This is a genomic window from Streptomyces tubercidicus (assembly GCF_027497495.1).
Taxonomy (GTDB): domain Bacteria; phylum Actinomycetota; class Actinomycetes; order Streptomycetales; family Streptomycetaceae; genus Streptomyces; species Streptomyces tubercidicus.
The window spans coordinates 6,685,790-6,698,755 of sequence record NZ_CP114205.1 but is presented as its reverse complement, the minus strand read 5'-3'; the positions used below and the strand labels follow the sequence as shown (position 1 = coordinate 6,698,755).

At 71.5% G+C, this 12,966-nt stretch carries 14 protein-coding genes; 8 read left to right on the top strand and 6 right to left on the bottom strand.

The window, feature by feature from the left end; all coding sequences use genetic code 11:
- Positions 1-5: 5 nt before the first annotated feature.
- The 5 genes from STRTU_RS29255 to STRTU_RS29235 form a co-directional block, all read right to left on the bottom strand.
- Entirely contained in the window at positions 6-368 is a 363-nt protein-coding gene (locus STRTU_RS29255; RefSeq protein ID WP_159747758.1) for a DUF4333 domain-containing protein, read from the bottom strand.
- Between the two features lie 5 nt (positions 369-373).
- Positions 374-1,090, bottom strand: coding sequence for a hypothetical protein (locus tag STRTU_RS29250; RefSeq protein ID WP_159747756.1), 717 nt, complete (start codon positions 1,088-1,090; stop codon positions 374-376).
- 219 nt (positions 1,091-1,309) lie between these two features.
- Positions 1,310-1,879 (bottom strand): histidine phosphatase family protein, encoded by a 570-nt coding sequence (locus tag STRTU_RS29245; protein ID WP_159747754.1) that lies wholly within the window; start codon positions 1,877-1,879, stop codon positions 1,310-1,312.
- Positions 1,880-1,922: 43 nt separating this feature from the next.
- On the bottom strand, positions 1,923-2,375 hold the full coding sequence (locus STRTU_RS29240) for a GNAT family N-acetyltransferase (RefSeq protein WP_159747752.1): 453 nt from the start codon (positions 2,373-2,375) through the stop codon (positions 1,923-1,925).
- A 94-nt stretch (positions 2,376-2,469) separates the two neighbouring features.
- Entirely contained in the window at positions 2,470-3,975 is a 1,506-nt protein-coding gene (locus tag STRTU_RS29235) for an aminotransferase-like domain-containing protein (protein WP_159747750.1), read from the bottom strand.
- Between STRTU_RS29235 and STRTU_RS29230 the strand changes: the two genes are divergently transcribed.
- Both STRTU_RS29230 and STRTU_RS29225 read left to right on the top strand, forming a co-directional pair.
- Positions 3,974-4,972 (top strand): DMT family transporter, encoded by a 999-nt coding sequence (locus STRTU_RS29230; RefSeq protein ID WP_159747748.1) that lies wholly within the window; start codon positions 3,974-3,976, stop codon positions 4,970-4,972. The genes STRTU_RS29235 and STRTU_RS29230 overlap by 2 nt on opposite strands.
- A gap of 207 nt (positions 4,973-5,179) precedes the next feature.
- On the top strand, positions 5,180-5,389 hold the full coding sequence (locus STRTU_RS29225) for a DUF1918 domain-containing protein (protein ID WP_159747746.1): 210 nt from the start codon (positions 5,180-5,182) through the stop codon (positions 5,387-5,389).
- Between the two features lie 158 nt (positions 5,390-5,547).
- On the opposite strand, the gene STRTU_RS29220 is transcribed toward STRTU_RS29225, so the two are convergent.
- Positions 5,548-6,780, bottom strand: a complete 1,233-nt coding sequence (locus STRTU_RS29220) for a glycoside hydrolase family 10-like protein (protein ID WP_159747744.1) — start codon at positions 6,778-6,780, stop codon at positions 5,548-5,550.
- Between the two features lie 159 nt (positions 6,781-6,939).
- Between STRTU_RS29220 and STRTU_RS29215 the strand changes: the two genes are divergently transcribed.
- From STRTU_RS29215 to STRTU_RS36210, 6 genes are all read left to right on the top strand, one after another.
- Positions 6,940-7,797 (top strand): 3-hydroxybutyryl-CoA dehydrogenase, encoded by an 858-nt coding sequence (locus STRTU_RS29215; RefSeq protein ID WP_159747742.1) that lies wholly within the window; start codon positions 6,940-6,942, stop codon positions 7,795-7,797.
- 402 nt (positions 7,798-8,199) lie between these two features.
- Positions 8,200-8,676, top strand: coding sequence for an SseB family protein (locus STRTU_RS29210; protein ID WP_159747740.1), 477 nt, complete (start codon positions 8,200-8,202; stop codon positions 8,674-8,676).
- On the top strand, positions 8,670-9,281 hold the full coding sequence (locus tag STRTU_RS29205; RefSeq protein ID WP_159747738.1) for a hypothetical protein: 612 nt from the start codon (positions 8,670-8,672) through the stop codon (positions 9,279-9,281). Before STRTU_RS29210 ends, STRTU_RS29205 begins: the two co-directional genes overlap by 7 nt.
- Positions 9,281-11,104 carry a putative T7SS-secreted protein gene (locus tag STRTU_RS29200; protein WP_159747736.1) on the top strand — a complete coding sequence of 608 codons (1,824 nt, stop codon included), beginning with the start codon at positions 9,281-9,283 and terminating at the stop codon, positions 11,102-11,104. The genes STRTU_RS29205 and STRTU_RS29200 overlap by 1 nt, the downstream gene beginning before the upstream one ends.
- Positions 11,101-11,511, top strand: a complete 411-nt coding sequence (locus STRTU_RS29195; RefSeq protein WP_159747734.1) for a hypothetical protein — start codon at positions 11,101-11,103, stop codon at positions 11,509-11,511. Before STRTU_RS29200 ends, STRTU_RS29195 begins: the two co-directional genes overlap by 4 nt.
- The gene (locus STRTU_RS36210; RefSeq protein WP_371873688.1) at positions 11,493-12,935 is read left to right on the top strand and encodes a type VII secretion system-associated protein; all 1,443 of its coding nucleotides are present in this window, start codon (positions 11,493-11,495) and stop codon (positions 12,933-12,935) included. Before STRTU_RS29195 ends, STRTU_RS36210 begins: the two co-directional genes overlap by 19 nt.
- Positions 12,936-12,966: the final 31 nt, after the last annotated feature.

Genomic DNA, 12,966 nt, shown 5'->3' with positions numbered 1-12,966 from the left:
GCAGGTCAGCGGGGCAGGGAGTGGCGCCGGTAGGTGACCAGGTTGTGGCGGACGCGGGTGACCTCGACGGTCAGATGGCGGTTCAGGCCGATCGGGAAGTGCGCCGTGCAGCGCACCGCGTCGTACCGCACGGGCCGCAGGTCGCCGGAGCAGTGCACCGCGTCGGGGCCGTTGCGGAACGGCAGGGTGAGCTGGCCGCTGAGCGTTCTGGCGATCTCGGTGCGCAGCACGGTGTGGGTGCCGCCGTCGACCTCGCTGGTGGCGTCACGGTCGCGGAGCCGGGCGGCGGTCAGCGCGAGCACGCCCGCCGCCGCGAGGGCCGTGAGGAGACCGAGGAGGAGGGCGCGCCGCGGCGGATGCCCGCTCACCGCCGTCAGCTCCGGTCGCCGCGGGCCCGCCGCCTGCGGACCAGGGCGCTCCCGCCGGCCGCGGCCAGCAGCACCACTCCGCCGAGCGCGGTGGCCGCCCGGCCGGCGCCCGCCGCACCGCCGAAGCCGGTGTCCGCGCCGCCCTGCGGTATGACCTCCCCGTCGTCACCGGAGACGACCATGGTGCCGGTGAGGGTCCGGCGGCCGTCGCCGGATTCCTTTCCGCGCCGTCCGCCGCCGGTGTCGCCCTGCTGCGTGCCGTCCGTCTCGCCGTATGCCTCGCCGTCTCCCTCGGTACGGGCCCGGTCCGCGCCCGTGGCGCTCTGCCGGGCTCCGGACCTGCCGCCGCAGGTGATGGTGACCCCGTACGAGCCGGGCGCGGTGCCCGCCGGCAGGATCGCGCTGCCGCCCATCCCGTCGCTCCCGGAGGTCAGCCGCATCGCGGGGATGTCCGCACCGTCGAAGGTGGCGTCCGCGGTGTCGCCCGAGCAGCTGCCGCCGTCGTGGACGGAGAAGGCCCCGCCCGGAGCCACCGGGTCGGGCTCGACGACCACCGCGTGCGCGGTGTCCACGGCGGGGGTGGCCTCGGTGACGGTCCCGGTCACCGTCCCGGAGGCGGCCTCGGTGGCGGCGTCCGCACCGTCGTCGTCTCCGAACAGCAGGACGGACACCGCCAGCGCGCCGGCCGCCAGCGCGTACAGAGGAATCTGGCGTATATGCATAAACCGAGCGAAGCGCCCGGCCCGGCGGTACGCACCTCGATGAGGTCCGCCGCCCGGGGCCAACTGCCCCCGAAGCCACCTGCCTTCCTGGTCTTTCCGCAGGTCACAGGGGTGTGCACGCCCCGGACGGCGGAACCCGGCGGCTGGGCTTTCCGGGTGGTGCCGCCGGGCGGCCAGGGCATGCCCCCGGCGCACGGCGGCGGGTGACCGGGCGTCGGCTCACGCCTCCAGCAGGAGGTCCCACTTGCCGGACCGGCCGGTAAGGGTGGTCACCGAGAGCGGCTGGACATCGATGCGCCAGTACGCGTGCGGCGGGGCCCGGAACACATAGACCAGGGCGGCGCGGACCACGGCGGGTTCGGCGACGGCGACCAGCCCGGCGGCGTCCTCGGCGGGCCGGGTGTCCAGCCAGCGGCCGATCCGGGTGATGAACGCCGTCAGCGACTCCCCGCCGTGCGGTGCGGAGCGCGGATCGGCCAGCCATGCCTCCACCGCGCGGGGTTCGGCGGCGGTCACCTCGCCCAGCGTCCGGCCGCGCCAGCGCCCCATGTCGCAGTCGCGCAGCGCCGGCTGGGCCAGCGGCCGGAGACCGAGGACCTCCCCGGTCTGCCGACAGCGGGCGGTCGGTGAGCAGTAGCGGAGTTCGGCGGCGGCGAGCCGGCACAGTACGGGGGCCGCCCGCGCTGCCTCGTGCCATCCCGTGGCGTCGAGCGGGCGGTCGTCCTCGAACCGCGTCGCCAACAGCGAGGAGTTACGGGCCGCGGCGAGCAGCTTGAGTCGAACGTTCATGCGGCGATGGTAAGAGCAAGATCGCCCGTGGTGCCCGCCTTGATCACACTTCGACAGCACCTGGGTCGATCAGCCCCAGGGTCATCCACTGTTCCGGGGAGACCAGGGTGCGGAAACCGACCTTTTCGTACACCCCGTGGGCGTCCTTGGTGGCGAGCGTCAGCCGGTTCAGCCCGCTGGGCGTCATATGGTCGGCGATGGCCTCGATCAGTGCCGTGCCCAGGCCCTTGCCGCGGTCGTCGCGGCAGATGTAGACGTCGCAGAGCCAGGCGAAGGTGGCGTGGTCGGTGACCACCCGGGCGTACCCGGCCTGGCGGCCGGAACCGGACGCGTACAGACCGAAGTTGAGCGAGCCCGCGACGGCGCGGTCATGCAGTTCCCGGGGGCGGTCCACGGCCCAGTAGGAGTCGGTGGCGAGCCAGTGGTGGACCAGGTCGGCGTCCAGGCGGGCCGGGTCGGTGGAGATCTCGTAGCCGTCGAGGGCGTGAGCATTCATGCCGGGAGGTTGGCAGAAGGGCGGCGGCGGCGTCGACCCCGTACGCGAGGGGCGGGGGCCGATGGCCGGTGGCGGGCTCGCCGCTCCCCCGCCCTCAGCGCACCGGCACTCCCAGCTCCTCGCACGCCGTCCGGAGCCGGCGCACGCCCTCCGTGATCTCGCCGGTGCCGGATGCCGACGCGAAGCTCAGCCGCAGATGGGCGGCCGGCGGCTCGGCGGCGAAGTACGGGCGGCCGGCCGCGACCGCGACGCCCGCCCGCAGCGCCGCACCGGTCAGAGCCGCCTCATCGGTACCGTCCGGCAGCCGAAGCCAGAGGTGGTAGCCGCCCGGCGGGACGTACAGGCCGCCGCGCGCCGGGTCATGGCCATGGGCCGGCCCCGGCCCCGCTTCCTGCCCGGCGAGCGCGGGCAGCTCCTGGTGCAGCGCGGTGGTGAGGGCATTGCGGCGGGCGGTCAACTCCCCCGCGATCAGCCGCAGATGGCGGGGCCAGGCGGGCGATCCTACGAGTTCCAGGGCGGCTTCCTGCAGCGGCCGGGGCACGAAGAAGCTGTCGACGACCTGGATGGCGCGCAGCCGGTCGAGCACCGGGCCGCGGGCCGCCAGGGCGCCCACCCGCAGATTGGCCGAGGTGGCCTTGGTCAGCGAGCGGACATGGACGACCGTGCCGTCCTGGTCGTCCTCGATCAGGGTCGGCGGGAGCGTGGGCGCGTCACCGTGGACCAGCAGCCGCGCGAAGTCGTCCTCGATCACGAAGGCGCCCGCGGCCCGCGCCACCCGCAGCACCTCGCGCCGCCGCTCCGCGGCGAGCACCGCGCCGGTCGGGTTCTGGAAGAGCGGCTGGCAGACGAAGAGCCGTGCGCCGCTGGCACGGAAGGCGTCGGCGAGCAGATCCGTACGGACCCCGTCCGCATCGAGCGGTACCGGCACCGGCCGCAGCCCGGAGGCGCGGGCCACCGCCAGCATGCCCGGATAGGTCGGGGACTCGACCAGCACCGGGGCGCCGGGCGCGGCGAGGGCCCGCAGCGCGGCGGTCAGCGCGCTCTGGCCGCCCGCGGTGACCAGGACATCGCTGGCGGCGAGCGGTCCGCCGGCCCCGGCGATCTCCCGCGCGAACCAGGCCCGCAGCTCCGGCACCCCTTCGACCGGCGGCCGCCCCCAGGCACCCGGGCGGCGTCCGGCGCGCGCCAGTGCGGCGCCCAGGGCGCGTTCGGGCTGCAGATCGGAGTGCAGATAGCCGCCGTTGAGCTCGATGACGCCGGGGCCCGGAACACCGAGCGTGGCGACCACGCCCGAGGCGTCGACGCTGCGCGGCACCTGGTCGCCGGCCGGCTCCGCGCTCAGCGCGATCTCCTGCCAGGAGGTGTCGACCGGCCGGGGCGCCTCGCTGCGCGGTTCGGCCCGGAAGGCCCCGGCGCCCGGCCGGGTGGTGACCAGACCCTCCGCCGCCAGCTCGGCGAGCGCCCGGGAGACGGTCACCGGACTCACCCGGTGCCGCTCCACCAGCGCACGGCTCGATGGCAGCTTCTCTCCGGGAGAGTAGCGATTCAGCTCCGTACGCAGGATCGCGGCCAGTTCGGTCCCACTGCTACGCTGTTGCATGGAAGACAACGATAGCGCTACCGCCACTGCCACGATAGCGGTCAGCACCCCGGACGCCGGCGGCCAGGGCACGACGAAGACTGCCGCCTCAGTCGGCCTGGACACCCCGACGGCTCCCGCCGCCACCGCCCGCGGCGCCCTCGTCGGCCGTGGCGCCCTGCTCGCCGCCCTCGGTGTGGCCGCCTTCTCGCTCACCTTCCCCGGGACCGCCTGGGCGCTGGAGGGCATGGGCCCCTGGACGGTGGTGATGCTGCGCAGCGTGCTGGCCGCCGTAGTGGCGGGGGGCGCGCTCGCCGTCTTCCGGGTGCGTCTCCCGGAGCGGCGGCACTGGGCGGGGATCGCGGTGGTCGCGGGCGGTGTCGTGCTCGGTTTTCCGCTGCTGACCACGCTCGCCCTGCAGACCTCCACCACCTCGCATGCGGCCGTCGTGGTCGGCCTGCTGCCGCTGACCACCGCCGCCTGCTCGGCCGTACGGACCGGGGTGCGGCCCTCCCGGACGTTCTGGATCGCCTCGCTGGTCGGCGCCGTCATCGTCATCGGCTTCGCGGTGCAGCAGAGCGGCGGGGCGCCGGGCCGCGGCGATCTGCTGCTGTTCGCGGCACTGCTGGTGTGCGCGGCCGGCTACACCGAGGGCGGCCGACTGGCCCGCCATATGCCGGGCTGGCAGGTGATCGGCTGGGCGCTGGTTCTGGTGCTGCCGGTGACGGTGGCGGGCGCCGCGCTGGCGCTGTCCACCGAGCCCTTGCGGCTCACGGCTCACTCGGTCAGCGGGCTGCTGTGGCTGGCGTTCGGCTCCCAGTTCCTCGGGATGGTCGTCTGGTACCGCGGGATGGCCGCGATCGGCATCCACAAGGCGAGCCAGCTCCAGCTCGCCCAGCCGCTGCTGACCCTGATCTGGTCCGTACTGCTGCTGGGCGAGCGGCTGCCGCCGGCCGCTCCGGCGGCCGCACTGGCGGTCCTGGCGTGCATCGCGGTCACCCAGCGGGCCCGCGGTTGACCGGCGGCCGGCCACCGGAAGGGGGCGAACCACCACTTACCGGGTGCGGCCGCCCCCTCCGGACGTAAACTTGCCGCGAAGGCAGATACCGCCGTCCCGGGCTGCTCCAGGCCCGTAAACCGTTGAAACCGTTGGCCGTTCAACCGTTGGCCGCCATGCTGTCGGCCGAACCGGTCGCACGGCCGCCCCGAAGCGGGGAGGACCCTTATGCACGCAAGCAGGGGCGACCGGCTGGTGGTGCACGGCAGGACCGTCGGGCATCACGACAGGGTTGTCGAGATCATTGAGGTACTGGGCACGAACGGCGACCCGCCCTACCGTGTCCGCGCCGAGGACGGGCATGAGGCGATCATGTCGCCCGGCCCCGACTGCGTCGTCCGGCACGGCAAGACCACGGACGTGGACAGCGGCCGGTAGCCGCTAGCCGGACCCCGTACGCGGACCCGGCCGGTAGCCGGACCCCGTACACGGACCCGTACGCGGATCGCCACCGCGGCCGCGCGGACGACGCCACCGCCCGCGCGGGCCGCGACCAGGGCCTGCCCTGAGGGACGGGCCTTTCCGCGTGCAGGGACCTATCCCCGTGCCGCGCTGCCGTAGTGGTCGCGCACGACCCGCGCCATGGCCCCCACCCGGTCCCTGGCCACCTCCTTGGCCGAGAAGTAGACATGGCCGCCCACCTGCGGATAGCGGCGGGCGAAGGTCAGATGGCGGGAGAGTTCGGCCGGGTCCTTCCAGGCAGCGGGCTGGGTGTCACCCGCCTTGTAGAGGGCCTCGCCGATGTAGAGGTCCACGTCCGTGCCGTCGACGGTCCGCGCCCACCAGGGCACGAGTTCGGCGTAGTCGGCGGGCGTGGAGCCGAGGGGCCAGTAGACCTGCGGCACGATGTAGTCCAGCCAGCCCTCGCGCACCCAGCGGCGGGTGTCGGCGTACAGATCGTCGTAGGTCTGCACCCCGGCCTTGGTACGGGAGCCCTGCGGGTCGGTGCTCTGGTTGCGCCAGACCGCGAACGGGCTGACCCCGAACCGCACCCGGCGCCCCTCCCGCTCGTTCCCGTCCTGGAGCTTCCGGGCCATCTCGTACACCAGCCGGTCGATGTTGTCCCGCCGCCAGGCGGCCCGGTTCGCGAAGCCGCTGCCGTACTCCTCGAACTCCGCGTCGTCATCGAAGCGCTGCCCGGCGACCGGATACGGATAGAAGTAGTCGTCGAAGTGCACCCCGTCGACGGGGTAGCGCCGCACCGCGTCGAGCATCGCGTCCTGGACGAAGTCGCGGACCTCCGGCAGTCCGGGGTTGTAGTAGAGCTTGCCCCCGTACGGGAGGACCCAGCCCGGGTGCCGGCGGGCCGGGTGGTCCGGGGTGAGCCGGCCGGGGTCGGTGTGGTTGGCGACCCGGTACGGATTGAACCAGGCATGCAGCTCAAGGCCCCGCCGGTGCGCCTCACCGACCGCGAAGTCGAGGGGGTCCCAGCCGGGGTCGCGGCCCTGCTGGCCGGTCAGGTACTGCGCCCAGGGCTCGTACGGGGACGGCCACAGGGCGTCCGCGGTGGGCCGCACCTGGAAGAACACCGTATTGAGCCGGCGGGCGACGGCGGTGTCCAAGAGGGCGCGCAGTTCGCGCTGTTGCTCGGCGGGTTTGAGCTTCGCGCTGGAGGGCCAGTCGAGGTTGGCGACGGTCGCCAGCCACATCCCGCGCAGCTCGCGCCGCGGCGCCCCGCTCGCGGACGGCGCCGCCCCCGTGGTGAGCAGGGAAGAGGCCGCGGTCCCCAGCGCGGCGGCGGCGAAGGTTCGGCGGGTGATCCGTCTCATCAAATGTCCCCAAGTCATCCGGTTCGTCCGGTCCTGAGGGCTCAGAATGCCCGCCCCGGCAGCCGTGGCCCAGCACCGCGCGGAGTAACGTCGGGGCCGAGGCGGGTGCCGGACCCTTACGGCGTACCGCCGGTCCTGAAGATCAGCGAAAGGCACGATGTGACCGACATCGAACGCGTCGGAGTGGTCGGCTGCGGCCAGATGGGCGCAGGCATCGCCGAGGTGTGCGCCCGCGCCGGACTGGACGTCATGGTCGCCGAGACCACCGGCGAGGCTCTGGAGCTGGGTCGTACTCGGTTGACCAACTCCCTCGGCAAGGCCGCCGAGCGCGGCAAGATCACCGCCGCGGAGCGCGACGCGACACTCGGCCGGCTCAGCTTCACCACCGATCTCGGGGAGTTCGCCGACCGCGATCTCGTCATCGAGGCCGTGGTGGAGAACGAGCAGGTCAAGACCGAGATCTTCCAGGTCCTCGACCAGGTGATCACCCGTCCGGACGCCATCCTGGCCTCCAACACCTCGTCGATCCCACTGGTGAAGCTGGCGGTCGCCACCTCCCGCCCCGACCAGGTCATCGGGATCCACTTCTTCAACCCGGCACCGGTGCAGAAGCTCGTCGAGCTGATCCCCGCCCTGACCACCGGCGAGGAGACCATCAAGCGCTCCGAGGCACTGGTGCAGGACGTCCTGGGCAAGCATGCGATCCGCGCCCAGGACCGCTCCGGCTTCGTCGTCAACGCCCTGCTCATCCCCTACCTGCTCTCCGCGATCCGGATGTTCGAGTCGGGCATCGCCAGCCGCGAGGACATCGACAACGGCATGGAAATGGGCTGCGCCCACCCCATGGGCCCCCTCAAGCTCACCGACCTGATCGGCCTGGACACCGTGGCCTCGGTCGCCGAGTCGATGTACCACGAGTACAAGGAGCCGCTGTACGCCGCTCCGCCGCTGCTCGCCCGCATGGTCGACGCGGGGCGGCTGGGGCGGAAGTCGGGGTCGGGGTTCTACGCGTACTGAGGGGCGCGACGGCACCGCCAAGTGGCGCTGTTCCAGGGTGAGTTCCTTCTGGAACAGCGCCGACGGCCGGACCCGCCCCGGGCGGCTCTCGCCACCCCCGCCGGGCCCCTTCCGCACGCCCTCGGACGACAGACGGCCGCGTTCCCGGCGAGCGCAACTTCGCCATGAAGGGCAACCTTGCCCGCGCCATGATCGAACGCCCCGCGGTCTCCCCATTCCCCCTCGTCTGAGTCACCGCCGATTGCGCCTACGGGAAGGACTCGCGCCCTCTCCCGATTCGCGGGGATCGCAGAAGTCGATCTAGTATCTGACCTGCTCATGCCATGTGGTCACTGACGTACCGAGCCGCCTGGCATGCGCGGAAGTCGTGACAGGTAGACACAAGCAGGGGTGCGGGGCCGGATGGGCAGCGAGCTGTCGACAGGGACGGCGGAACTGCGCGCGCAGATGGCCGCGTTCCTACGGGGTGAAGGGGATCCGCAGGCGCTGGTCGAGGCCGCGCGGGGCGCGGAGCTTCTGCTCCCCCTGCTGGGTGAAGGCGCCCTGTGGAGTGGCGAGTTGGACGACAGTCGCTGGCTGTTCGCATTCACCAGCACAGGTGAGATGCACGCCTTTCTGCAGCAGAAGTGGGAGGCGGCCAAGCCCGACGAACTGCCCGCCGAACTGGCCCGGTACGTGCGCTACCTGCGCGTGGGCGGTGAGGAGCTGTTGCAGGAGCTGCTTCCTGAGCTGGTGGAGCGGGACCGGGTTCCGATGGGGGTCGTGGTGGACGTGTCCTCCGGACTTCGCGCCTTCCTGCCACCCGTCTCCGGAATCGTGCCGGATGGCATTGCGCTCGATAAGGAATCCGTGGCCAAGGGGGAGCTTGCCGCATGGTGAGCGGTGGTGATTTCGGGGTCGATCCGCAGATCCTGAAGCAGGTGTCCAAGGGCATCAACGATGCGCTGGACGAGCTGAAGAAGATCACGGATGCGACCGAGGCGACCACGGGTCAGGGCTTCTCCGATCTGTCGGTGCCGCCGACCGTGATGGGGCACTCCGCTGCTTCTCAGATGCTGGACGACTTCGCCGAGCGTTGGGGCTGGGAGGTCCAGGCGCTCTTGGACGAGGGCGACGACGTGGCCGGGGCGTTGGATCTGAACGCGGGCTACTACGAGGAGGCGGAGGAGTACGGCACGGGCGTCCTCAAGGACGTGGTGCTGTCCGCGACTGCCGACCCGACGCTGACCTCGGAGAAGGCGGAGAAGATGTCCTGGAGCCAGGTGGGCGGCAAGATCGAGGACGCCTACACCCCCGACTACTCCATGGACAGCTTCAAGGACGCTTACAAGGAGAGCCGGAAGAACCTCTCCAACGCCTGGACGGACGTCACTGAGACCGGAGTGACCGGGGGCCACATCGGGGTGGCGAAGGCCGTCGCCTCCGCACCCTTCAGCGGCGACGACGACGGGCAGGACACAGACACCGCGGCGAAGGGGAAGTGATGGGCCTCTTCGACGATTTGGACCGCGTCACCCAGTCGGCCCGCGACACCTTCGCCGACGGGGTGCAGACCGTCGCCCACGGTACGGCGAAGATGCTTGATGACGTGGGCGCACACGACTGGGCCGACAAGGCCGACGCAGCCGGCTCCTGGGCGGCCGAGGGGCTGGGTGCCCAGACCCGCGAGCTGGAGCTGAACGAGACCGACGACCCCGCCCTGCTGCTGCACGGGGACGCGAGCAGCATCCGTAAGTCCGCCGGGAACGTGAAGAAGTTGGGCGCGGCCTTCGAGCGCACCGGCTCCGCCCTGCGGAAGATGGATCCCTCGGACTGGCACGGAAAGGCCGCTGACCGCTTTCGCGAGAAGGTGCAGACCCACCCCAAGCGCTGGCTGACCGCCGCCGACTCGTTCGAGGACGCGGCCGCTGCGCTGGATCACTACGCCGACACGGTCGAGTGGGCGGGTAAGCAGGCCCGCGAGGCGGTCGAGCGGTGGAAGCAGGCCCAGAAGAAGACCGCGGCGGCCGTGGAGCAGTACAAGCGCAAGGTCGACAACTACAACCAGCAGGCCGACGCCGCCGGGAACCAGTCTCCGCAGGAGCCGGGCCCGTTCCACGACCCCGGCGCCGAGGGACGCAAGTCCGCAGAGCACCTGCTCAAGACGGCCCGCAGCCAGCGCGACAGCGCCGGCGCCCAACTGACCGTGAAACTCGCCCGAGCCACCGGTCGGGCACCTGCCGAGCCACAGGGCCTGGCCCGCCTCAAGCGCGAAGCCGGCAACATGGTGAAAAACCAGCTGGTCGGGGCCGAGCACCAGCTGGGCGGCATCATCAAGACCGGCACCTCGTTGCTGCGCCTGGTCCGCACAGTCAACCCCCAGGACCCCTACAACCTGACCCACCCGGCCGACTACGCCACCAATCTCACCAGTGTCGCCGGCGGCCTGATCCACACTGCCAACCACCCCACCGAGCTGGTCAAGGGCTTCATCGGCGAGGGTTGGGGCACCGACCGCAACCAGGCCATCGGCGCCTTCGCGACGAACTTCATCGGCGGCGGAGGCGCCGTGAGCAAGGTCGGAGCCAAAGCCGCCGCCCACGGCATGGAAAGCGCTGCCGCCAAAGACGCCGCCCATGCCGCCGCAAAGGACTCCGCCGGCGTTGCCGGGCACGGCGATGACGCGGCCGACGCAGCTCGGCACACCGATGATGCGGCAACGCATTCCGATGAGGCGGCCGAGCGCGCCGATGACGGGGGCGAGCACCCCGATGACGCCGCCGGGGCGGGCAGGGATCTGGACCCGGACGACCCTCGCAGCCTTCCCGCAGCCGTGGACAAGAACATCGACATCGACGGCATGAGCCACAAGCCGGTGTGGCGCGAAAGCCACGAGCCGCTGTACCGCAACGACAACCGCCATCCCCGGGAGATCTTCGACCAGGGCTTCCATCCACGCGACTCGTCCAACGTGGACCTTTTTGGCTATGTGGAGAGCAGCCATGGGTCGGCCTTTGTGAGCACCACCAGGGACGCCGATGCCAACTGGGTAACCCATTACCGGTACGAGGTCGACGCCCCCGGCGGCATCGACGTCAACGAGACCCTGCCGAACAACAAGTACCACGAGATCGACCAGGAGATCGCCTTCGCCGGCGGCATCGACCGCAAGCACATCAAGGGAGCCTGGGAGATGGACCCCCGCACCGGAACCAAGGGGGAATGGATACCGAACCCCCACTACGAGCCTCATATCCCCAAAAAACCCGTCGCTCCCGCCCCTGAAGCACCGCCCTCCAGTCAACTGCCCGAAGGATGGACCCTATGAGTGGCCACCAGGTCCCCGACCACTTCGCCGTCCTCGCCTTCAACGGCGACCAGCAGGCCGACGCCATCCTGCTCTGGGAGGGCGAAAACTACGATTTCACCGTAACCGCCTACGGCCCTTGGGGGCATGTCACCGGCAGAGCGGATGACTGCTTCGAGGCGCTCACCCGCATCCGCGAGCAGATCGAACCCCAGGGGTGGCTCCTGGGTGTCAACGGCTCGCGTCGCGACACCTGGCCCTCCGGGATGTGCCGTGATACGGGGGGTTTCCTCGTCTGCCTACTGAGGCCGGGCCTTCGCCCCACCCGCGCCGATCTCATCCAGACCTTCCACCCCGCACCCTGCGAGACGCTGGCCACTGTCGCCGAGCAGATCGCCTTCGAAGAGCAGTGGAGCCAGTCGCTGTGACCACTCCGGCCGGCCCTGCCCCCGCCGTTCCCCCGGTCACCGAGGCTCTGCGCGCCCAGGCCGCACAGCAGCGCGGCGGCTACGTGTACGCGATCGACCCGTACTTCGACCCCAACGGCGCGGTCCCCCCGTACGGCATCATCGGCGGCTGGTCCGTCGACAGCTTCGGCCAGCTCGATTCCTTCACGCACAACCCGAACTACCGCCCGTCGCCGACGGCGTTGGAGTTCCCACCCCCTGTCACGGCCCTGGACGAAGCCCTGCAGCGCGCCGTCACCGGTTACGGCAGCGAGCAGGAACTCCTCGCGGCCTTCCGCGAGGCCACGCTCCTCCTGTTCGCCCAGGAGGGGCAGACCGGCCTCTACAGCGTCGTCGAGGACGACGGCAGCCGCTACATCCCGGCCTTCACCCACCCCACCCACGCTCCCGACACCTGGCACCAGTGGCAACAGACCACCGGCCAGCACCTCGCCGCCACCGGCCTCCCGGTCCGCCTCAACCCCGGCCACCGCATCAGCCTGACCATCCCGGGCGAGGCCGTGAAGCAAGCCGGTGGCGAGAACGCCGGCCCCACACCCGACGACCACCGCGACCCGGCCCCCAGCCCCCCGCAGTTCATGGTGGACATCACCCCGAGCGGACGACCCGCGGTGTACGCACGGCTGATCGGCACCTACGAGATCACCGGCCTCGACGCACCTGACGCCGAGCACAGCCCGCTTCTCCACGAGGCGCTGGTCATGCTCCTGCTCCATCGCGAAGGAGTGCACCCGCGCGTTCTGGCCTCCGTGCTGTGGCCCCGCGGCGTCACCGAGGATGTCCGTGACGCCCTCATCGAACGCCTGCGAACCTGGCTGGGGAGCGACCCCGACGGAACCCCGCGGCTCGGCACCGACACCACCGGTCAGCTCACCCTCGCGCCGTCCGTCGTCTCCGACCTCGACGTGCTCCGCACCCTCCACTACGAGGCCACCGCGGGCAGAGGCGCACGTAAAGCACACATACGGGAACGCCTGCTCAACGACGCCCTGGCACTCGCCCACGGCCCCCTGCTCGCAAACCGCCCACAGGGCCGCTACACCTGGCTTTCCCACGAGAACAGCGAGGCCGAGCTGCCCCTACTGGTGGCAGACGTCGCACTGGCCCTGTCCGCCCACCACTTGGAGGCCGGCAACCCGGCACCAGCGCTCAACGCCCTCAACACGGCCTTGACCACCGCGCCGACGGACGAGCGACTCTGGAACGAACTTCTCCGCGCCGCACACGCCACAGGCGATGCGGCCAAGCTCGAATCAACAGCAGCATCGCTCGTTGCCCGCAATCACGAGCACAGCGGCGACGCCCGCAGCCTCCCGCCCCGCACCGAGGCCCTCCTCGACGAGCTCTTGCCGTCCTGGCGTGACGCCCAGTCTGCTGCAGACTGATGCCCCATCTGCAGCAGACCCGCGCGGAGTG